18 protein-coding genes are annotated in these 20,430 nt (G+C 73.2%); 7 read left to right on the forward strand and 11 right to left on the reverse strand.

Annotated elements, in window-relative coordinates; translation table 11 throughout:
• Positions 1–34 precede the first annotated feature (34 nt).
• Positions 35–523, forward strand: a complete 489-nt coding sequence (locus tag BM093_RS16625) for a nuclear transport factor 2 family protein (RefSeq protein WP_093344115.1) — start codon at positions 35–37, stop codon at positions 521–523.
• A gap of 22 nt (positions 524–545) precedes the next feature.
• On the opposite strand, the gene BM093_RS16630 is transcribed toward BM093_RS16625, so the two are convergent.
• Complete coding sequence (locus BM093_RS16630; RefSeq protein ID WP_093344117.1) at positions 546–1,763, reverse strand: cytochrome P450; 1,218 nt, start codon at positions 1,761–1,763, stop codon at positions 546–548.
• Positions 1,760–3,055: a cytochrome P450 gene (locus BM093_RS16635; protein ID WP_093344120.1), complete on the reverse strand. Its 1,296-nt coding sequence runs from the start codon at positions 3,053–3,055 to the stop codon at positions 1,760–1,762. Before BM093_RS16635 ends, BM093_RS16630 begins: the two co-directional genes overlap by 4 nt.
• Before the next feature lie 145 nt (positions 3,056–3,200).
• On the opposite strand from BM093_RS16635, the gene BM093_RS16640 reads away from it, so the two are divergent.
• Entirely contained in the window at positions 3,201–3,965 is a 765-nt protein-coding gene (locus BM093_RS16640) for an SDR family NAD(P)-dependent oxidoreductase (protein WP_245773572.1), read from the forward strand.
• Between the two features lie 255 nt (positions 3,966–4,220).
• Here BM093_RS16640 and BM093_RS35170 read toward each other — a convergent pair whose 3' ends face one another.
• From BM093_RS35170 to BM093_RS16650, 3 genes are all read right to left on the reverse strand, one after another.
• Positions 4,221–4,445, reverse strand: coding sequence for a hypothetical protein (locus BM093_RS35170; RefSeq protein WP_177238520.1), 225 nt, complete (start codon positions 4,443–4,445; stop codon positions 4,221–4,223).
• 262 nt (positions 4,446–4,707) lie between these two features.
• Positions 4,708–5,616, reverse strand: a complete 909-nt coding sequence (locus tag BM093_RS16645; protein ID WP_245773573.1) for a TrmB family transcriptional regulator — start codon at positions 5,614–5,616, stop codon at positions 4,708–4,710.
• A 52-nt stretch (positions 5,617–5,668) separates the two neighbouring features.
• Positions 5,669–6,451, reverse strand: a complete 783-nt coding sequence (locus tag BM093_RS16650) for an SDR family NAD(P)-dependent oxidoreductase (protein WP_093344375.1) — start codon at positions 6,449–6,451, stop codon at positions 5,669–5,671.
• 504 nt (positions 6,452–6,955) lie between these two features.
• Here BM093_RS16650 and BM093_RS16655 point away from each other — a divergent pair.
• Together BM093_RS16655 and BM093_RS16660 are read left to right on the forward strand one after the other, a co-directional pair.
• Positions 6,956–9,265 carry a xanthine dehydrogenase family protein molybdopterin-binding subunit gene (locus BM093_RS16655; protein WP_177238522.1) on the forward strand — a complete coding sequence of 770 codons (2,310 nt, stop codon included), beginning with the start codon at positions 6,956–6,958 and terminating at the stop codon, positions 9,263–9,265.
• A gap of 4 nt (positions 9,266–9,269) precedes the next feature.
• The gene (locus BM093_RS16660; RefSeq protein WP_093344122.1) at positions 9,270–9,728 is read left to right on the forward strand and encodes a (2Fe-2S)-binding protein; all 459 of its coding nucleotides are present in this window, start codon (positions 9,270–9,272) and stop codon (positions 9,726–9,728) included.
• A 38-nt stretch (positions 9,729–9,766) separates the two neighbouring features.
• Here BM093_RS16660 and BM093_RS16665 read toward each other — a convergent pair whose 3' ends face one another.
• A complete protein-coding gene (locus tag BM093_RS16665; protein WP_093344124.1) occupies positions 9,767–11,272 on the reverse strand; it encodes an MFS transporter in 1,506 nt (501 codons plus the stop codon).
• A complete protein-coding gene (locus tag BM093_RS16670) occupies positions 11,269–12,672 on the reverse strand; it encodes an amidohydrolase family protein (RefSeq protein ID WP_218162801.1) in 1,404 nt (467 codons plus the stop codon). The genes BM093_RS16665 and BM093_RS16670 overlap by 4 nt, the downstream gene beginning before the upstream one ends.
• Before the next feature lie 134 nt (positions 12,673–12,806).
• On the opposite strand from BM093_RS16670, the gene BM093_RS16675 reads away from it, so the two are divergent.
• A complete protein-coding gene (locus BM093_RS16675) occupies positions 12,807–13,718 on the forward strand; it encodes a GntR family transcriptional regulator (protein ID WP_093344127.1) in 912 nt (303 codons plus the stop codon).
• Positions 13,719–13,770: 52 nt separating this feature from the next.
• Here the strand turns inward: BM093_RS16675 and BM093_RS16680 are convergent, their stop codons facing one another.
• The 3 genes from BM093_RS16680 to BM093_RS16690 are packed head-to-tail and all read right to left on the reverse strand — an operon-like array spanning position 13,771 to position 17,321.
• Positions 13,771–14,784, reverse strand: coding sequence for a Gfo/Idh/MocA family protein (locus BM093_RS16680; protein WP_093344131.1), 1,014 nt, complete (start codon positions 14,782–14,784; stop codon positions 13,771–13,773).
• A complete protein-coding gene (locus BM093_RS16685; RefSeq protein ID WP_093344134.1) occupies positions 14,781–15,797 on the reverse strand; it encodes an LLM class flavin-dependent oxidoreductase in 1,017 nt (338 codons plus the stop codon). The genes BM093_RS16680 and BM093_RS16685 overlap by 4 nt, the downstream gene beginning before the upstream one ends.
• Before the next feature lie 54 nt (positions 15,798–15,851).
• Positions 15,852–17,321 carry an FAD-dependent oxidoreductase gene (locus tag BM093_RS16690; protein ID WP_245773574.1) on the reverse strand — a complete coding sequence of 490 codons (1,470 nt, stop codon included), beginning with the start codon at positions 17,319–17,321 and terminating at the stop codon, positions 15,852–15,854.
• A gap of 251 nt (positions 17,322–17,572) precedes the next feature.
• On the opposite strand from BM093_RS16690, the gene BM093_RS16695 reads away from it, so the two are divergent.
• Together BM093_RS16695 and BM093_RS16700 are read left to right on the forward strand one after the other, a co-directional pair.
• A complete protein-coding gene (locus BM093_RS16695; RefSeq protein ID WP_093344137.1) occupies positions 17,573–18,934 on the forward strand; it encodes a metal-dependent hydrolase family protein in 1,362 nt (453 codons plus the stop codon).
• Positions 18,927–19,949: an amidohydrolase family protein gene (locus BM093_RS16700; RefSeq protein ID WP_093344140.1), complete on the forward strand. Its 1,023-nt coding sequence runs from the start codon at positions 18,927–18,929 to the stop codon at positions 19,947–19,949. Before BM093_RS16695 ends, BM093_RS16700 begins: the two co-directional genes overlap by 8 nt.
• 98 nt (positions 19,950–20,047) lie before the next feature.
• On the opposite strand, the gene BM093_RS16705 is transcribed toward BM093_RS16700, so the two are convergent.
• A complete protein-coding gene (locus tag BM093_RS16705) occupies positions 20,048–20,266 on the reverse strand; it encodes a ferredoxin (RefSeq protein ID WP_093344143.1) in 219 nt (72 codons plus the stop codon).
• Between the last annotated feature and the right edge of the window lie 164 nt (positions 20,267–20,430).

Below are 20,430 nucleotides of genomic sequence, written 5' to 3' on the forward strand. Positions count from 1 at the left end.
GCTTCCCCGCACCCGCCCCGGAAAGGGGTCCGCCGTGAGTCCCGTCCCGCCCCCGCACGACGCCGCCCGGACCGCCGACCGGGCGGTGATCGCCGACCTGATGGCGGAGTACTGCGAGCGCGTCGACGAGTACGACATCGACGCCGTCGCCGCCCTGTTCACCGCCGACTGCGTCACCGACTACGGCCCCGGCCGCGGTGGCCGGGTGACCGGCCGCTCCGCCGTCCGGGACCGGATCGCCGCCGGTCAGGCCGCGTTCCGCCGCACCCACCACCAGCTCGGGCAGAGCCGGATCGCCTTCGATCCGCAGGACCCCGGCCGCGCGCGCGGCACCACCTACGTCACGGCCACGCACGAGGAGTGGGACGGCCGGGTGTGGCGGGCCCACCTGCGCTACGTCGACGTGCTGTGCCGGGACGGCGACCGGTGGGCCCTCGCCGAGCGCCGGGTCGAGGCGGCACTCGTCGAGAACCGGCCGGAGATCGACTGGGTGTGGGTGCGGCGCAGGCCGCCGGAGCGGTGATCCCGCCCCGGCGCCCGGCGCGTCAGTTCCCCAGCAGGACCGGGTAGCTCCCCCAGTACGGGCGCTGCGTGTTGCGGTCGCGCTCCGGCGGGTTGTCCGGGTCCCGGCGGACCCCGGCGGAGAGCATGCACTGCACCGACCCGGTGAGCAGCCCGAACAGGTGCCCCGCCGGGTCGGCGCCCTCCCGCGGGATCACCCCCGCCGCGAGGTCCTGCCCGATGCACACGTGGATGCCCGCGCCGAAGCTCAGGCCGAACGGCGCGATCCCCGCGGGCAGCTCGCGGCGCGGGTTGAACTCGGCGGCGTCCGCCCCGAACACCTCCGGGTCCCGGTTGACCTGCTGCAGGTCCAGCACGACCAGCTGCCCCTCGGCCACGCTCACCCCCGAGCGCAGCTCGAGCGGGGCCAGCGCGCGGCGGCGGCCGATCGGGCTCGACGGGTTGAGCCGCAGCGTCTCGTGGATGCAGCGCTGGACGAACATCGGGTCGTCGCGCACCGCGGCCGCGTCCTCGGGGTGGTGCTCCAGCCAGCCCAGGATGTGGTCGATGGAGCGGGTGAAGGCGGTGGCGGTGGTGTGGGCGCCGGCGAGCAGGAAGAACGCGATCTCGCGGCGCAGCACCTCGTGGGTCAGGCCGAGCTCGTCCCAGTTCTCCAGCAGCGTGTACAGCACGTCGCGGGGCGGGTCGACCTCCTCGCCCGCGGCGGCCCGGGCCAGCAGCGCACGCCGGCGCTCGATCGAGGGCTGCAGGAACTCCGCGTCCCACTCCTCGAGACCGGACCGGATGCGGGCGCGCAGCTCCTCCTTGTCCCCGGTCGCGTGCGCGAGGGTGGCGCCCTCGATGAACAGCATCGTGTACGCGTAGAGGTGGTGGGTCTCCTCGGCCGTCCCGCGCGGCCGGTCGATGCCCGCGGTCAGGGCGGCGAGGTTGAGCAGCAGCTCGTGGCCCAGGGCCACCAGGTCGACCCGTCCCGCCGCCCGGTACGGGGTCAGCGTGCGCTCGATGACCTGCGGGAACAGCTCGCGCTCGTAGCGTTCGAACACGTCGCGGCGGAACATGCGGTTCTCCACCCGCCGCCGGGCGCGGTGGTCCTGGCCGTGCAGGTTGACCAGGACGTCGGCCATCACGACCTCGCCCTCGTCGTAGAGCGACTGACGCAGGTCCTTCTGCCGGTAGACCTCCTTCGCCTCGTCGTAACGGGTCACGACGACCGGTTCGGTGAGCTGCTCGGTGGTGGTCATACCGGAACCTCCTCGTGGGCGGTGCGCGCGGCAGGGTCGAAGACGACGGGGTAGCGCTCGAAGTTGGGACGGCTCGAGGCGCGGTCCTCGGTCGGCGACTCGTCCGGGTCGGGCCGGACGCCCGCCTCGAGCAGGGCGACGACCATCAGCGTCACCGTGCCGTAGACGTGCTCCTGGTCGTCGGCGGATCCGGAGTGGACGCCGCCGTCGAGCTCCATGCCGATGCAGGCGTGCGTCCCGCCGCCGAAGGAGTGTCCCCACGGCTGCACGCCGTCGGGCAGGTCCCGGTCCGGATCGAAGGAGGCGGCGTCCGGGCCGAACACGGCCGGGTCCGCGTTGGCGGCGCGCAGGTCCAGCTCGACGAGCGCCCCCTCGGGGATCGTCCGGCCGCTGCGCAGCGTGATCGGGGCCTGGGCCCGGCGCCAGGCGACCGGCGAGGCCGGGTTGAGCCGCAGCGTCTCCAGCACGCAGCGCTGCACGAACCGGCGGTCGGTCAGGCGGGCGGCGAAGGCCGGGTCGTCCCACTCGCTGAAGATCCGGTGCACGGAGTGGGTGAACAGGTTGGCGGTGCTGTGCGAGCCGGCCTGCAGGTAGAACGCCACCTCGCGGCGGATCTGGGCGTCGGTCATCCCCAGCTCGTCGCGGTTGCGCAGCACCGCGGTGAGGACGTCGCGGGGCAGGTCCTCCTCGGCCGCGTCCCCGGCGGCGAGCCGGGCGAGCAGGTCCTCGCGGCGCCGCCGGGCCGGGGCGAGGAACTCCTCCTCGAACGCCGCCATCGCCTGCTCGACCTCGGCGCGCAGCTCGCCCGGGTCGCGCGTGGAGTGCACCGCGGTGGCGCCGGCGCTGAACACCCGGGCGAGGTCCTCGAGCCGGTCCGCGGCCGCGTCGTCGGACGGCGGGTCGATCCCGGCGACCAGCGCGGTCAGGTACATGATCGTCCGCCGGCCGAGGTGGACGAGGTCGGTGCGGCCGCGGGCGAGTGCTGCAGCGTAGCCCTCCTCGATGGTGCCCGGCACCAGGTTCAGCTCCCACCAGCGGAAGGTGCCCCGCCGGAACAGCCGGTTCTCCGCCCGGCGGCGGCGCTTGTGCGCCTCGCCGTGCAGGGTGATGAGGGAGTCGGCCATCACCGCTCCCCCGGCGTCGTAGAGCGCCTGCTTCAGGTCCCGCTGCCGCAGCGCCTCCCGGACCTCGTCGTAGGTGTCCAGCACGACGACGGCGTCGGTGTCCGTGCCGGCGCCCGTGTCCGTGCCGGCGTCGGCGTCGGTGTCGGCGGATGCCGCCGCACGATCCATGGCCCGCTCCTTTGCGTCACCGGTAGTGGTAAGGAATATACCGACTAGAGTCCGGCCCGAGAAACCACACGAAGGCCTTGCATGTTGCCGCATGTTCCGTGGCGTCGCTAGCCTTCGCCCTACTTCTGCGACGAGAGGCCTGTCCATGAGCCGTTCCCTCGAGGAGATGTCCGTGCTGGTGACCGGGGCGGGCTCCGGCATCGGCGCCGCCGTGGCCCACCGGCTCGCCGGCCACGGCGCCGCGGTGACGCTCGCCGGCCGCCGGGCCGACCGGGTCCGCGCGGTCGCCGGGCAGGCGGGCCCCCGTGCGCACGCGGTGCCCGCGGACATCACCGACGCCGCCGACCGGGCGACCCTGGTGCAGGAGGCGGTCGCGCACGGCGGCCGGCTCGACGCCGTCGTGCACGCGGCCGGGAACATGTACCGCGGTGCCCTGGAGGAGCTGACCGAGGAGGGGCTGACCGAGGTCTTCGCCTCGAACACGGTCGCGCCGATGCTGCTCACCGGCCTGGCGCTGCCGCACCTGCGCGAGACCGGCGGGTCGGTGGTGTTCTTCGGCTCGGTGCACACCCAGCGGGCGTTCCCCGGGGCCTCGCCGTACGCCGCCACCAAGGGCGCGCTCGAGACGCTGACCGGTGTGCTCGCCGCCGAGCTCGGCCCGCAGGGCGTGCGGGTGAGCTGCATCCGGCCCGGCGGCGTGCTCACCGAGATCAACCAGCGGGCCGGCCTGATGGACGACGCGACCGCGGCCGAGCGGATGACGAGCCTCGGCCCGGCACACGCGCTGGGCCGGCCGGGCACGGTCGACGAGGTGGCCGAGGCCGTGGAGTACGTGCTCGGCGCCGAGTGGTACACCGGCTCGGTGCTGACGATCGACGGCGGGCTCGGCCTCGGCGTGACCCAGGCCTGAACCCGGTGCACCGGACCGGTCCCGTTCCGTTCCGTTCCGGGACGTGCACGCTCGCGATGATCCCGTGGTTCGTCACGGCCGTTTCCGGCGCGCCGGAAACGGCTGCGGTGATGCCGAGGAGCTACTGCTCGCCCTGGCCCTGCCGACCGATGAGCGTGCTGGTCATGTCGTCCACGACACGCCGAGGTCGGCAGCGACGCGTTCACCGGCAGTGCCGGCAGGGCTCCGCACCTCGGGCGTCCTCAGACCTGTGCATCATCCGGGAAGTCGACGCTTCCTGTGCTGGAACTCCTGGGTGCCGATCCGGCCGGACGCGTGCAGCCGTGTCAGTTCTTCGAGCCCGGCATCCCGGCGCTTCCGCGCGCGGGCATTGGCTCCACGGGACCGGACGCCACCGAACCCGACGATCACATCCACGGTGCGGCCCACGACCTCGACCACAGTGCCCACGCCCCGGGCCATTCGCCGCAACGTACCCATTGCAACAGGGTGCCACCGAGGTCGACCGGTTACCACGCTCCTGCCTCATGACCGACCGTGCCCGTCTGTCCCGGGCCACGAATCAGGTACCCGGATGAGGATGCCGCCGGCCTCCGGCCGTGGAGCTGCACGCGATCGTGGACGGGCTGCGGCGTCACGCCCGACTCGGCTCGACCCGCCGACCTGGGCCGGGACCCTGCCGGCGGGGAGCGTCACCGCACCCGGGCCCGCCCCGGGTGGGGTCGCGGCGCGGGACCGCGGGTCAGGAGATCCGCGGCTCGCGCCGGCGCCGCCCGCGCACCGCGCGCGGCTGCGACCCGCCGACGCCGATCCGTTTGAGCAGCGCCCCCGGCGCACCGTGGTCGGAACGGAACCGGCGCAGCGTCGGGTCGCTGCGCCAGAACGAGTCGAACTCGTCGGCCGTCGCGAACCGCTCCGCGATCAGGTGCATGGCGATGTCGTGCCGGACGTACTCGACCGCGACCAGCACGACCGCCGGGTCGTCGGTGAACGCGCCCCAGCCCTCGCCCTCCACGGCGCCGCCGATGACGGCCTGCTCCCGGTCCGCCACGAGCACCAGCAGCCGGCAGCCGAGGTTCTCCAGCACCACCTCGGGGGAGGAGAACCGGTGGGTGAAGGTGTTGCCGACCGGGTCGTCGTCCTCGCCGAACACGACGGCGGTGACCTCGACGCCCTCCTGCTCGGCCTTGCGGATCAGCGGCTTGAGCTCCTCGACCTCCTCCGGGTAGCCGGAGACGAACAGGTCGTTGCGGGCCGCGCCGACGACGTCCTCCGCACGGGCCAGCAGCGACCCGCGGTCGGGCAGGTCGTGCATCATCCGGACCTGCGCGGGTGCCGCCAGCTGGGGCAGCGCCTCACGCAGGGAGTCGACCGAGGCGTCGAACTCGCGGCTCATCCGGTCGAGCAGGGCGTTCGGTGGCAGCGCGATGTAGCTGACGTTGTCCTCGCCCGCCCGCACCTCGTACGCGGCGCCGCGCCCGGCGAGCTTCGCGATCGTCTCGTAGACGGTGCTCCGCGGCACCCCGGAACGCTTCGCGACCTCGTAGCCGCTGAGCGGGCCGCCGGCCGCGACCAGGGCTGCGTACGCCTTGGCCTCGTACCCCGTCATGCCGAGGCGCTGGAGCTCGTCGATGACCGTCTGCGCAGACACCCCGTCATGCTCCCACCCGGCCGCGGCGCCACGCCGGGCGACGCGCTCCACGTCAGGTGGCGTCCGGGCCGACGGCGTCCACCGCGGCCGGGCGCGGCAGGTTCGCCAGGGTCGACTTGGTGAGCCCGCCGTCGACGGTGAGGCACTGGCCGGTGATGTAGGAGGCCTGTTCGGAGGCGAGGAAGAGCACCGTGTCGGCGATGTCGTCGGAGGTGCCCAGGCGCCGCAGCGGCACCGCGCCCTCCCGGACCCGCCGGACCTCCGCGTCGGCGTAGATGGCGTCCGACATCCCGGCGTCGATCAGCCCGGGCGCGACCGTGTTGACCCGGATCCCGAGCGACGCCCACTCCATGGCCTGCTGCTCGGACAGCCGGACGACCCCGGCCTTCGACGCCGTGTAGCCGCCCGCGTGCGGGGCCGCCGCGATGCCGTTGATCGAGGCGATGTTGATGATGCTGCCCCGGCCGGCGGCCGCCATCCGCCGCGCGACCGTGCGGCCGACCAGGAAGGTTCCGGTGAGGTTCACCCGCAGCGCGAGCTCCCACTTCTCCAGCGGGAGCTCCAGCAACGGCCCGAACCGCACCACGCCGGCGCAGTTGACCAGCACGGCCGGGGCGCCCGGCAGCGCGGCGACGGCGGCCTCGACCGCCGCCTCGTCGGTGATGTCGCAGACCCGGGTCTCGCAGCCGTCCCCGATCCCGGCGGCGAGCGCCTCGAGGCCCTCGCGATTCAGGTCCCACGCCGCGACGCGGTAGCCGTTCTTGACCGCCGCCCCCGCCACGACCGCGCCGATGCCGCTGCCCGCGCCCGTCACGACCGCCCACTTCTCGGCCACGCGTGCCTCCTCCATGCCCCGGCATCGACGCCAGGGGTCGGCGTTCAGTTCTTAACTACGGTACGCCGTCACGCGGACGTGGTCCATCGTCGCGCGGGCGGCCGTCGCGGCGACCGCTCGACGGCGGGCCGCGACCGCCCGCCGACGCCGCGACACGAGCATCCGTTCGGGTGGATTCGTGCAGATCCGATGACCTCGGTCGCCCACCGGCGCCGCTTCTGATCAGCACTGCGCCACGAAGCAGGCGCGACGTACGCCCGGGTGGGTGACGAGCGTGAACCCGCCCCTGTTCGCGAGCCACTGTCCCGTGACGACCTCACCGAAACGTTCGTCGCTAGCTGTTTGACGCCGTTCAGCCTCCCTGAGACGTTCCTCACAGCGAGTGACCATCCGGACGCCGCGGCCCACAGTCCCGAGGTCGCGGGGTCGTCACTCGGAGCCGGTCCGCCACGCGCTGCGTGCGGCACGGGCTCTCGGCTCCCCACCCGGAGGAACAGCGATCTGATGACTCGACACGACGGACCACCCGCCACGACCCCGGAACGGCCTCGCCTGCTCGAGGTCGACATGGGACGGCGGCGGTTCCTGACCTATCTCCTGGGTGTGCCGGCGCTCGCCGTCGCCACCCACATCACCTACGACTCGCTGGCCGGTGAACCGGCCGCCGCCGCGCTCCCCTCCCCGCCGAGCGTGGAGGAGATGTTCGACATCGGCGAGGCGCTCGTCGTGGCGTCCGCGCCGACGATGCCGCTGGTCACGCTGGAGATCGGCGAGGACGGCGTCGCCCGGATGGAGCTGCCGCGCATCGAGATGGGCCAGGGCATCACCACCTCGGTCGCGATGCTGATCGCCGAGGAGCTCGACCTGCCCCTGGAGCGGGTCGTCGTGACCTGCGCCGACGCCCGCCCGGAGCTGCTGCTCAACCAGATGACCGCCGGGTCGTCGACGCTGCGCGCGTTCTACGACCCGGTCCGGGTCCTGGCCGCGACCGCGCGGGCGCGGATGCTCGCGGCCGCCGCCGCGCAGTGGGGCCTGCCGGTGTCGGTGCTCACGACCTCCGGCGGCACCGTGACCGCCGACGACGGCCGCTCGGCCGGCTTCGGCGCGCTGTCGGCGGCGGCCGCCGACCCGGGGCTCGACGTCGGCGAGGTCGTCCCGAAGCCCGAGGCCGACCACCGGCTGATCGGGACCCCGGTCCCCCGGGTGGACGGGCGCGACATCGTCACCGGTGCCAAGAAGTTCACGATGGACCTGGACGTGCCCGGTGCGCTGCCGACGATGGTCCGCCGGGCACCGACCTGGAACGGCGAGTTCGTCTCGCTGGCCAACCGCGCCGACATCGAGGCGATGCCGGGGGTCGTCGCGGTCACGACGATCTCCAGCGGGGTCGCGGTCGCCGCGGAGACCTTCGAGCAGGCCCGGGCCGCGGTGTGCGAGGTCGACGCCTCCTTCACCCCGGGTCCGGTGCCGCACGAGGACAACGAGTCGATCATGGAGAAGCTCCGTGCGACGTCGCTGCCCTTCCTCGCGCCCCCGATCGGGGCGGTGACGGTCGAGTCGACCTACGAGTGGCCCGCGGCGGCGCACGCGTTCCTCGAGACCGAGTGCGCGGTGGCCGACGTCCGGCCGGACGGGGCCGAGATCTGGAGCGGGTTCCAGGCCCCGATCGTCGCCCAGCAGAAGATCGCCGTCGAGCTGGGCCTGCCGCAGGAGTCGGTGACCGCGCACGTCGTGCCGTGCGGCGGCGGCTTCGGGCGCCGGGTCTTCTTCGACACGGCCCTGGAGGCCGCGCTGATCTCCCAGCAGGTCGGGCACCCGATCAAGCTGATGTGGCACCGCGCCGACGACATGCGGCACGGCCGGTGCCGCCCGGCCAGCGTCCAGCGCTTCCGGGCCACGATCGTCGCCGGGGAGGTCGCCACGCTGGAGCAACGCGTCACCGGGGTGTCCACCGACTTCCGGCACGGCCTCGGCGAGATCTTCAGCGCCACCGCGACCAGCCTGCCCGAGGGCGCCCAGCAGGCGCTGGTCAACGACGCGTTCGGCCAGGCCGTGTTCCTGACCTTCGTCTCGTCGCCGTACCACTTCGGGGTCTATGACAAGAAGCTGCTCGAGCTGCCGCTCGGCATCCCGACCAGCAGCTACCGCAGTGTCCCCAACCAGCCGGCGCGGGGCAGCGAGGAGATGTTCGTCGACGAGGTCGCCGAGCGGCTGGGCGTCGACCCGGTCGAGTTCCGGCACTCCACGCTGCGCTCGGAACGGACCCGCGCCGTGCTCGACGCGGTGGTCGAGGCCGGTGACTGGGGCCGACGGATGCCCGAGGGATGCGCGCAGGGCATCGGGGTGCACGTGGAGAGCCGTTCCCACACCGCGGCGCTGATCGAGCTCGACTGCCGCGACCCGCGCAACCCGCAGGTCACCAGGGCGGTGATGGCCGTCGACGTCGGCCGGGTGATCAACCCGCTCGGCCTGGAGGCCCAGATGCAGGGCGGGCTCGCCGAGGCGATCTCGCTGACCCTGAAGGCCGGGCTGCACGTGGTCGACGGGCTGCCGCTGGAGGGCAGCTACAGCCAGTACCACTTCGCCCGCCAGAAGGACTTCCCGGACGACCTGGAGATCATCATCATGCCGCCCGCCGGGGACCCGATGGGCGGCGCGGGCGAGGTCGGGATGGCCGCGCCGACCGGCGCCATCGCGAACGCCTACACCCGCGCGACCGGCATCCGGCCGCACACGTTCCCCATCAACCACCCGGTCGACTTCGACCCGGTCCCGCCCGGCCTGCTCCCGCCGCCGGCCTTCCCCGAGGGGTGACCCCATGCCCGTGTACGGATTCACGCTCAACGGCACCGACGTCACGGTCGACGCGCCGGAGGACCTGCCGCTGCTGTGGGCGCTGCGCGACAAGCTCGGCGTCACCGGCCCGAAGTACGGGTGCGGCATCGACGTCTGCAAGGCCTGCACCAGCCTGCTCGACGGCGAGGCCGTCCGGCCCTGCTCGGTGAAGGTCTCCACGGCCGAGGGCCGGGAGGTCACCACGATCGAGGGGCTCGCCGACGGCGACACCCTGCACCCGGTGCAGGAGGCCTGGCTGGAGCAGGACGTCCCGCAGTGCGGGTACTGCCAGCCGGGCCAGATCATGGCGGCGGTCGACCTGCTCAAGCGCACCTCGTCGCCGACCGACGAGGACATCCGGGCGATCGAGAACGTCTGCCGGTGCGGCACCTACTTCCGCATCCGGCAGGCGATCGAGAGCGCCGCGCAGAAGATGGGGTAGGCGGCCGCGACCTCCCGGACGGGCCGGAACCGTGCCGGTCACTGCGGCTGTCGTCGGGTCCCGGTGCTGCGCGGAGTCGCCCCCGCGCGCAGCAGCGGTCCCGCCGCGACCGCCGAGGCGGTGAGGAGGACGGCGCCCACGACCGCGGCCGCGGTGAACCCGCTCGTGTAGGCGTCGAAGGCTCGCTCGATCAGCAGGTCGGCGGCCTCGTCCGGGAGCTCCCGGGCGGCGGCGACGGCATGTCCGAGGGTGTCGGTGTCCGTCCTGTTGCGGTAGATCGTTCCGGCGAGGGTACCCAGGACCGCGATCCCCAGGGCTCCGCCGAACTCACCGGTGGCCTCGGCGAGAGCCGAGGCCGCACCGGCCTTCTCCGGTGGGGCCGCAGCCAGGACGAGGGAGGTCACCAGGGTGGCGGTCACGCCGACACCGAGGGTCAGCGCACTGTAGGCGGTGATCAGCACGCCGATGTGCGAGTCCGGGGTGACGAGGCAGAAGGCGACGAATCCGCTCGCGGAGATCAGCAGCCCCAGCGGGACGAGCAACGTGGAGGAGACGGTTCGTGCCGCCCGCGAGGCGATGGCGACACCGACCACCGTCCCGGCGACGGTGGGCAGCATCCACAGCGCCGCCACGAACGGTGCATGTCCGAGGACCGTCTGGATGTAGGTCGCGGCGAGCAGCCCCATGCCCGCGGAGGCGAAGACGATGACGCCGTTGGACAGGACCGCAGCGCTGAACGCAGGCCGGGCGAACAGGCGCATGTCGATCATCGGGCTCGCACTTCGCAGCTGGCGGGCGACGAAGACCGCGGCGAGACCGGTCCCGACGGCGATGCCGGCGACCGACGTCCACCGCACACCGTCCTCGGCGATCGTCATGACACCGTGGACGACGGGCAGGACGGCCCCGAGCGAGAGTGCGGCGTCGAGCACGTCGAACCGGCCGGGGTCCGGATCACGGGACTCGTCGACGACGATCGGGGCGGCGATCAGCAGGACGGCCATGACCGGCACGTTGATCAGGAACACCGAGCCCCACCAGAAGTGCTCCAGGAGCAGCCCGCCGACGATCGGGCCGATCGTGACGCCCCCGAGGAACGCACCGGTCCAGACCCCGACCGCGGTGCGGCGCTGGTCCTCGTCGTCGAACATGCCGCGGATCAGCGACAGCGTCGACGGCGCGAGTGTCGCGCCGGCGACGCCGAGGAGAGCCCGCGCGACGATGAGCATCTCGGCGCTGGTGGCGAACGCGGCCAGCAGTGATGCGCCCCCGAAAGCGAGGGCGCCGATCAGGAGCAGCTTTCGCCGGCCGATCCGGTCGCCGACGGTGCCCATCGTGATGAGCAGGCCCGCCATCATGAAGCCGTAGATGTCCATGGCCCACAGGAGCTGGCCGGACGTGGGACCCAGATCGGCACTGATCCACGGCGACGCCAGGAACAGGACCGACAGGTCCATCGAGGTCAGCAGCGCCGGGAGTGCCAGCACCACCACGCCGAGCCGGTCACGAGCGGTCGCGCGGGCCCGGGGCACCACGTCGGTCACCGGTTGCCTCCGGCGATCCGCTGCGCCGTGGTCAGCAGACCGTCGCGCTCGTCGGGCCCGATGTACCGGCCGTCGACGACGACCGCATGGATCCGCCGGGTGTTGCGGATGTCGGCGAGCGGATCGGCATCCAGGACGACGAGGTCGGCGACCCGGTCGGCCTCGACCGTGCCGGCCCACCCGCCGCGGCCGAGGAACCGGGCCGGCTCGACGGTGGCGCACCGGAGGGCTCGTAGCGGGGTCAGGCCGGCGGCGACCAGCTGTTCGAGCTCGAGGTGCAGGCTGGCTCCGGGGAAGAGGCCGGGCCCGACCGAGTCCGTGCCGGCGAGCAGCCGTACGCCCGCCTGGTCCATGGCGGCCACGGTCGCCCGTCGCCGGTCGAGCAGATCACGGTGCCGGGAGGCTTCCTCGTCCGACCGGCCCCCACCGCAGTAGATCTGCGCTCGCAGGAAATCCCACGACTCCGGGGTGCCGGGGACCAGGTAGTCCATCCGCCGGTCGTCGAGACGGATCGACTCCGGCCGGTCGATGACCGCGTGCACCGCCAGCGTCGGGGTGTAGGCGACATCGGCGGCGACGAGCCGGTCGAACACCGAGCTCGCCCTCCTGCGGTCGTACGAGGTGACCGCGTCCCACTCCACCTGGGCGACCTGCTTCAACCAGCTACCGAGATGGAACTCCGGCGACGTCCGGATCGAGGCCATCGCCGCCTCGAGCCGCTCGACGTCCGCGGACGCGGCAGGCCAGATTCCGCCGAACAGGTGCTCGAACGAGCGCTGCCCCGACTCGATCTGGTCGAGGAACGGTACGTTGTCCGATCGGTGACCGGCGACGACGACGTTCCTCCTGCCCGCCTCCGCGATCACGGCCCGATAGGCCTCCGGCGAGAGTCGCGAGTAGACCTTGATGAAATCGGCTCCGCCGTCGATCGCCTCGGAGACCGCCCGACGAGCCCGGTCCGGGGAGGTGACCGGCACGACCGGGGCGTCGGGGACGTCGGACCAGAGAGCGGGACTGCCGTCGAGGAGCGGACTGGCGATGGTCATCCGCGGGCCGATCAGTTCCCCGGACTCGATCCTCCGGCGGATCTCGTGCAGCGCGGGCCTGCCCCACATCTCGCGGACCGCCGTCACACCGTTGGCGATGTACAGACCGGCGAAGTGCCGGGGATCGTCGGTCTCCGCCTCGCTGTGCACGTGCATGTCGACCAGGCCCGGGATGACGAACTTGCCGCTGAGGTCATGGCGCAGGGAGTCGGCCGGTACCGGGACCTGCGCGGCAGGTCCCACCGCTGTGATCGTGCTGCCGGTGACGATCACCGTCTGGTCCGGTCGGGGCGGGAGGCCGGTCGGGTCGATCACCGTGACGCCGACGTAGGCACGCGTGCTGGGCTGCATCATGCGTACAACGTATGCACCGTCGGACGTACCACCCTCGCCGTTGCAGTGCACTTTCCCCCTTTCCGCTCGTTGTCCAGCGGGAGTTTCAGGTCGACGACGTGACGACCGATCTGGTGCACTAGTACGCTTCCCCCGTGTCCGACACCGGTGATCTACCGTCGCACCGCATCGCCGCAGCGATTCGGGAGCGGATCGCCCACGGCGATCTCGCACCCGGTGACCGGGTTCCCTCCACGCGTCAGCTCGTCCGGGACTGGGGCGTGGCCATGGCCACGGCGAGCCGTGCCCTGGCGCTGCTCCGGGACGAGGGCCTGGTGGCCACCCGGACGGGTTCGGGGACGGTGGTGACCGGCAGGCGCGGACCGGGCAGCACGACGCTGACCCGGGACCGCGTCCTCGCCGTCGCCGTCCGCATCGCCGATCGCGAGGGGCTGGCGGCACTCACCATGCGCCGGCTGGCCGGTGCACTGAAGGTGGCACCCATGTCGCTCTACCGGCACGTCGCGGGGCGGGACGAGCTGGAGATCCTCATGGTGCGCGCCGTCTTCCGGGGGAATCCGCTTCCGCGGCCGATGCCCGCTGGATGGAGGGAGCGCCTCGAAACCGTGTACCGGCTGCAGTGGCGGCTGTACCGATCACACCCGTGGCTGGCGGAGCTGACGCTGACGACGCGTCCGCCACTGGCGCCGGAGGCGATGCTGCACAGCGAGTGGACGTTCGAGGCGCTGACCGCCCTCCCCCTCGATCCGCCGGCCCGGGCCGGGGTCGGGCTCGCCCTCCCGGCCCTGGTGCACGGGCTCGCTCTCGCTGCCCTCCACGAGGTCCGTGCCGAGCAGGAGACACACCTGCGGAACGAGCAGTGGTGGGACACGGTCGAGACCGAGGCGTCCGACCTCCTCCGCGGTGCCGGCTTCCCCCGGCTGCGCGAGATCGACGCCCTCGCCGCCGGAGCCTCCGGCCTCGAGGGTCTCGACGCCGCGTTCGAGCTCGCTCTCGGGCACTACCTGGACGGGCTCGCGGCGGCGGCCGGCCCCGGCCCGGCATGACGCGGCCGCGTGGCGGCATTCCGACCGTCCGACGCTCGTCGTCGCCGCCGGGTCAGGCCGTGTCGCCGTCCTCGACCGCGGAAGCGACCCGCAGCGCGGCCAGCCCGTCGTCGAAGGTCGGGACGTGCGCGGTGTCCCCGGCCGCCAGCGCGCGGGCCAGCGCTTCGAAGGCGCTCGCCGGTCCCCCGCTCGCCGGCACCAGGTCGCGCACCGCCCCGTCGCCGCTCCGCGCTCCGGCGAGCCGGACCGGGAAGTGACCGGTGTGCCCGTCGGCCTCGGCCCGCAGCACGCCCTCGGAGCCGTGCACCACCATCCGGAAGCCGGCGCCGAGCGGCGCCACCCACGAGGTGTGCACCGAGCACACCGCGCCTTCGGCGGTCCGTGCGGTCCAGGCCGCGGAGTCGACGCTGTCGGCGGGGACCCGGCCGAGCCAGGCGGGCTGCCGGGTCGTCGCGCTGCCCCGGACGTCGCTCAGCTCGCCGAAGGTCCAGCGCAGCAGGTCCGCGGTGTGCAGGCCGTGCACGCGCAGCGAGCTCGCGCCGTGCGCCGCCTCGGCGCACCAGCCCGACCCGGCGACCGCCGCCTCGGTCGTGAAGGTCGGGTAGAACGCGGTGACCGCCACGTTGTCGACCCGGCCGACGTAGCCGTCGCGCACCCGCCGGCGCAGCTCGGCCAGTCCCGGCTGGAAGCGGGACTGCATGTCGACGAACCCGCGGCCGCACGCGAGCGTCGCGAGCTCTTCCCCCGCGGCGACCGTCGGGGCGAGCGGGGCCTCGCAGAGCACCCGCTTGCCCGCTGCCAGCGCCGAGCGGGCCATGTCCAGGTGCAGGCTGGGGCGGGTCACGATGTCGACCAGGTCGACCTCGGGGTCGACACAGAGCTCCTCGTACCCGACGTGGGCGCGGGGCACACCGTGCCGGGCGGCCGCCTCCCGCGCCGTCCCCGGGTGCGCCGTGGCCAGCGCGACCAGCTCCACCAGCCCCTCGGCCGCGAGCGTCCGGTACGCCGGCAGGTGCGTCACCTCTGCGTAGTTGACGCCGACGACCCCGATCCGCAGCGCCGTCACGCCGGGACCGCCGGCGCCGACACGTGCGGCATGACCTCGCCCGCGAACAGCTCCATCGCCTCCACCACGGCGGCGTGGTGCGGGCCGGTCGGATACCGGAAGACCATCAGGAAGTCGTCGACGCCCGCGTCGTCGGAGAACCGGCGGATCGTCTCCACACACTCGTCGGGGGTGCCGAAGACGAACCGGTCCCGGACGAACTCCTCCAGCGTGATCTCGGCGGACGAGCCGACGCCGGGCAGGTCGGTGATCGCCCCGTAGTCGAACAGCGTGCGGGCCATCGCCAGCGCGGTGTCCCCGAACTTCTCCAGCGCGGCCTCCCGGGACGTGTACGGCCAGCAGAAGCGGACGGCGGTGACGTGCGGGCTGCGGCCGGCGTCCGCCGCCGCGGCGCGGTAGGTGTCGGCCATCGCGGTCATCGTCGGCAACGACATCAGCGCGTTGGTGATCCAGCCGTCACCCAGCCGGCCGGCGCGGCGCAGACCGCCCGGGGTCCAGGCGGCGAGGTGCAGCGGGATGCCGTCGGCGGCCACCGGGCGCGGGATCACGGCGACGTCGTCGAAGGAGTAGAGGTCCCCGGCGAACGAGAAGCGCTCGGCGCCGTGGGCGGCCCGCAGGATCCGGACGGTCTCGTCGAACCGCCGGGCCCGGTCCTCCCACGGCACCCCCACCGTGGAGTAGTCGACCGGCATGTATCCGGCGCCGAGACCGAGCCAGGCGCGGCCGCCGGAGAGCTGGTCCAGCATCGCCGCGTCCTGGGCGAGCTCGATCGGGTTGTAGAGCGGCGCGATGGCGATGGCGGTGCCGACCCGCACGCGTTCGGTCCGGGCGGCGATCGCGAACGAGAGCGGCAGCGGTGAGCCGAAGTACTCGTCGGAGTACTTGTGCTCGGTGGTCAGCGCGGCCGCGAACCCGGCCCGGTCCGCGACCTCGGCCTGCTCGAGGATCTCGGCGAGGACGCGGCGGGGCTCGCCGGTGACCAGGCCCTGGGTGAACAGCACTCCGACGGACACGATGTCTCCTCGGGGAGGCGTCGGCGCACGGCCGGGCGGCCGGCGCCGTGGGGGTCAGCTCCGCGTGTCCGCGTCGAGCCGGCCGTCGAGATGGACGAGTGCGACGCGCGTACCCAGCATCGAGGGCAGCCCGGCGTGGAGCACCGACCCGTGCTCGGCACTGTCGCTGCCGCCGAGAGCCGCCGCCTGCCCGGCCAACCGGCCGAACGTCAGCGCGCCGCAGATGTGGATCCCCCCGAGATCCGACACCGGGTTGAGGCCGCCCACGCAGTCGCCCACCGCGAACAGGCCCGGCACGGTCCGCCCGAACACGTCGATCACGCGCTGCTCGGTGGTGATGCGGAAGCCGCCACAGCAGAAGTTGATGCCCTCGGTCATCGGGACGGCCGTGAACGGCCCGGTCTCGCAGCGACGGCGGCCCGGGGGCAGCACCACCCGGCCGAAGTCCGGGTCCGCGTCCGCCCCGCCGTCGAGGAAGGCGTTCCAGCGCCGCACCGTGTCCTCCAGCGCGGTCGCGGGGACGCCGATGAGCCCGGCGAGCGCGGCGAGGGTCGGGGCCTGCACGGGTGGCTCGGGCATCTGCCCGATCAGGGTCTCCTTCTCCCGCGCCACCGTGCTGTCGACGACGTACCAGGCCCGGCGCCCGGGCAGCGCCCGCAGCCGCTCGACCCGTTCCTCGTAGGGGCCCGCCTCGTCGTGGAAGCGCTCGCCCGCCGGGTCGACGGCGATCGCGTCCTCGACCACCGAGGACGACACGATGACCAGCGGCGGCACCACGGTCATGTTGACGAGGTCGCCGCCCACCGCCTGCCCCATCAGGTGCCCGTCGCCGCGGCAGCTGTCGATGCCCAGGTACGGCCCGCGAGCGGCGAAGCCCGGCTGGAACCGGCGCCGCAGCTCGGGGTTGGCCTGGTAGCCACCGGTCGCGAGCACCACCGCGCGGCGCGCCGCGACCCGGATCCGCTCGCCGTCGGCGCTGCGGTGGGCGAGCACGCCGGTCACCCGGCCGTCCTCGACGACCAGCCGGTCCGCGACCGTGCCGTACCGGACGGTGACCTCGTCGCGGCGGAAGTCGGCGGAGTAGGCGCGCCCCAGCATCCAGCTGTCCTCGACCGCGGCCATCCGGTCGACCGAGTGCTGGCGGGGCCGCGGGATGAACCGGCTGAACCGGACCCCGCGGGCGGTCAGGTCGTCGTAGGTCCGGGCGCTCTCCCGCGCGAACAACCGGACGAGGTCCTCGTTCCACTCGACTCCGTAGCGGTCCTCCAGGAGGTCGACCTGGGCGCGGGCGTCCGCGACGAACCGCTCCTCGTCGTCGGCGATGCCCTGCTCGGCCTGCATCGCGGACCCGACGAAGGCCAAGTATCCGGTGGACCAGACGGCGTTGCCGCCGATGTGCTCCTGCGCCTCGAGCACGACGACGGTCGCCCCCGCGTCGGCCGCGGCGGCGACGGCGGCCATCCCGCCCGGACCGGCGCCGAGGACCACCACGTCGGCCTCGAGCGACTCCACCGCTGCGACCACGTCCCACCTCCCTGTGAGCCGGGCAACAATCTAGGGAGGCGGCCGGAACGACGTCAAGATTCTCACCACTATGACTCCATCCGGATCTGGGCCGGGGCCTGCGACCCGATCCGCCGATCGGCCCATACCGCGATGGACCTGCTGTTCACCACCGTGGGCGGGGACCGGCGACGGCGTCGGCGACGAGCGCCCTGGCCGCGACCGGAGCTAGTAGCTAGGCTTGCCACTCACAGAGGCGGACAGGAGGCGTCATGGGCGACAGCGTCCTCATCACCGGCGGGACGGTCATCGACGGCACCGGGGCCGCGCCCCGGCCGGACGAGGCGGTCCTGCTGCGGGACGGCCGGATCCACTCGACGGGCGCGGCGGCCCTCTCGGAGGCGGCGTCGAACCCGCCCGCGGAGCGCATCGACGCCACCGGGCGGACGGTCATGCCGGGCCTGATCGACGCGCACACCCACCTGACCTTCGGCGAGCCGACCGGCAACGACGAGCTGTTCCACCACCGCACCGAGGCCTACAGCTCGATGCTCTCGGCCTACAACGCGCGCAAGGTCCTGCGGGCCGGGGTCACCAGCGTGCTCGACGCGGACTGCCTGTGGAACATCGGCGTCGAGCTCCGGGACGCCATCGACACCGGCATCGTCGAGGGTCCGCGCATGCGGGCCGGCGGCCAGGCACTGATGACGATGCTCGGCGGCACCGCGGGCCGGATGATCGCCGACGAGGGCCGGACCGGCTACGCGACCGTCGTGCACAACCGGGACATGATGGTCAACGAGATCCGGCGACAGATCAAGTACGGCGTCGACTGGATCAAGATCATGGTCACCGGGCTGATCCCGTCGATGAAGGGCCCCGAGGTCAAGGTCTGGAACTTCGACGAGCTGCGGACCGTCTGCGACGCCGCGCACGAGCTCAACACGAAGGTCGTCGCGCACTGCCGCAACTCCGAGAGCACCCGCGACGCGGCCCGCGCCGGCGTCGACCTGATCTATCACGCGTCCTACATGGACGACGAGGCGCTGGAGGCCGTACTGGAGGCCGGGGCGTCGCTGTGCCCCACGTTCACCCTGCTCGGCAACCTCGCCGACTACGGCACGAAGATCGGCTCGGCGCCGGAGCTGCTGGACGTCTTCCGTGCCGAGATCGAGGTGACCGCCGCCCAGATGCACAAGGCCCACCAGGCCGGGGTGCGGTTCCTGACCGGCTCCGAGACCGGGTTCGCCGTCACCCCGGTCGGCGAGTGGCACGCCCGCGAGCTGGAGATGTTCGTCGAGTACATGGGGATGAGCCCGATGGACGCCATCGTCGCCGCGACCGGCAACGGGGCGTTCGCGATGCGGATGGAGGGCGAGCTGGGCACGCTCGAGCCGGGCCGGATCGCCGACGCCCTGGTGATCGACGGGGACCCGCTGGCCGACATCCGGATCCTGCAGGACCCCGAGCGGATCGTCGAGGTGATCAAGCAGGGCCGCCGGATCGACATCACCACGCCGATCCCCGAGCGCACCATGCGCAGCAGCGACCAGGTGCGCATGCTCGCCTCCTGCCCGCTGACCCGCGGCCTCGCCCTCACCGAGGAGGACCTGGAACGGATGTCCCATGTCTGAGCAGCTCCCCGGGCAGCGCCTGCCCCTGGTCGACGTGCACGCGCACGCGGTCCTGGAGGTCACCGAGGGTGCCGCCGGCACGGCGGGGCCCGAGACCGGGGCCGGCGCCGACGGCACGCCCTACTACCGGGTCGGGGACTACGTGCTGCACGGCGTCCGCTACCGCGGCAGCCCGTTCACCGACGTCGACCTGCGGGTCGCGGCGATGGACGAGGCCGGCATCGACGTGCAGCTGCTCTCGCCCAACCCGCTGACCTACTTCGGCGACCTGCCTGCGGCGGACGCCACCGGGTTCGCCCGCGCGCACAACGACGCGCTCGCGGCCACCGCCGCGCGGTACCCGGACCGGCTGCTCGCCGCGGCCCAGCTCCCGGTCCAGGACGTCGGCGCGGCCGTCGCCGAGGCCCGCCGCGCGGTGCGCGAGCTGGGCATGGTCGCGGTCTACACCGACACCGACCCGGCCGGGCGCACGCTGGACGACCCGGAGCTGGACCCGCTCTATGAGGCGCTGGTCGAGCTCGACGTCCCGCTGTTCGTCCACCCGACCCCGCTGGGCGCGGAGGGCCCGTCGGACGACCCGCGGCTGCGCCGGTTCGACCTCGACCTGCTGTTCGGGTTCGCCCGCGACGAGACCCTCGCCGTCGCCGCGCTGGTGTTCGGCGGGGTGCTGGAACGCCACCCGGCGCTGGACGTCTGCATCAGCCACGGCGGCGGCGCGGCGGCCTACGTCGCGGGCCGGTTCGCCAAGGCGGTGGAGAAGCGCGCCTGGGCGAGCCCTGCGTTGCGCGAGAACGGCTTCGCGCACTACTACCGGCGACTGTGGTTCGACACCCACGTGCACGACGAGGGCGCGCTGGAGCTGCTGATCGGGCACGCGGGCACCGAGCGGCTGGTGTTCGGCACCAACTTCGCCGGCTGGGACAGCGGCGCGAAGGAGGTCCCGTCCGGGATCGACCTCGCCGGCAACGCGGCCCGGCTGCTCCGGCTCCCGGCCGGCGACCGGCTGCCGGCCTGAGTGGTACCCGGCCCGCCGGTCGTGGTGTACCGGCGGGCCGGGTCGCTCACAGGCGCTCGCCCGTCACAGGCGGTCGCCCATCATCAGGACGTCGCCCGTCACAGAACGTCGACTTCGGTGTCGCCGTCGAACAGCCGGATCGCGCCGGACGGGCAGTTCCGGGCGACGTCGAGCAGGCGCCGGTCGGGCAGCTCGGGCGCGCCCGGCACCGTCTCGGCGATGTCGTCGTCGTCGAACCGGAACGCCTCGGGCTCGTCGGCCACACACTTGCCGGAGCTGATGCAGACGTCGGCGTCGACGGTGACTCGGTACGTCATGGCTCGCCTCTCGCTCTCGTTCGGGACCCCCGGATCGTAGCGCTCCCGAGTCGCGCCGGCACGGTAGTAGCTAGAACAGTGACGCCGCCATCGTTACCACGCGAAGCAGTGCACCATCGGCAGGATTCGGGGAAACGACGCTAGCTCTCTAGCTGCGAGTGCCA

It is taken from the genome of Pseudonocardia ammonioxydans (assembly GCF_900115005.1).
Taxonomy (GTDB): domain Bacteria; phylum Actinomycetota; class Actinomycetes; order Mycobacteriales; family Pseudonocardiaceae; genus Pseudonocardia; species Pseudonocardia ammonioxydans.